Origin of the sequence: Priestia sp. SIMBA_032, from assembly GCF_046535215.1 — a bacterium.
In the GTDB taxonomy this organism is placed as follows: Bacteria; Bacillota; Bacilli; order Bacillales; family Bacillaceae_H; genus Priestia; species Priestia aryabhattai.
The window spans coordinates 1-261 of record NZ_JAWRXD010000931.1 but is presented as its reverse complement, the minus strand read 5'-3'; the positions used below and the strand labels follow the sequence as shown (position 1 = coordinate 261).

1 protein-coding gene is annotated in these 261 nt (G+C 56.7%); it reads left to right on the top strand.

The features are described from left to right. Positions 1–13: 13 nt before the first annotated feature. The coding region (locus SB717_RS37060) for a hypothetical protein (protein ID WP_410908084.1) at positions 14–261 on the top strand (248 nt) is incomplete at its 3' end.

Here is a 261-nt window from a genome sequence, read left to right as displayed (position 1 = left end):
AGGCAGATCGGGTTTGGCAGATGTTCATAGTTACTTCTCACAGCAGGTAGGGGGCCGTCAGGCCACCATACACAGGTACACCCCCCCGGTCATCGAACGGAGGGTGGTACTCATACCCCGGCTCTATACACAGTACACGGCGCCTGCGGCGCTGCTGGCATATCAGCCACTTAACGTTAAGGAGCATGACATGGCAACAGCACGCATGACGATCGGTACGGTGTTCGACACAGTAAGCAATGCAGCCGTAGCTGCTTCGAC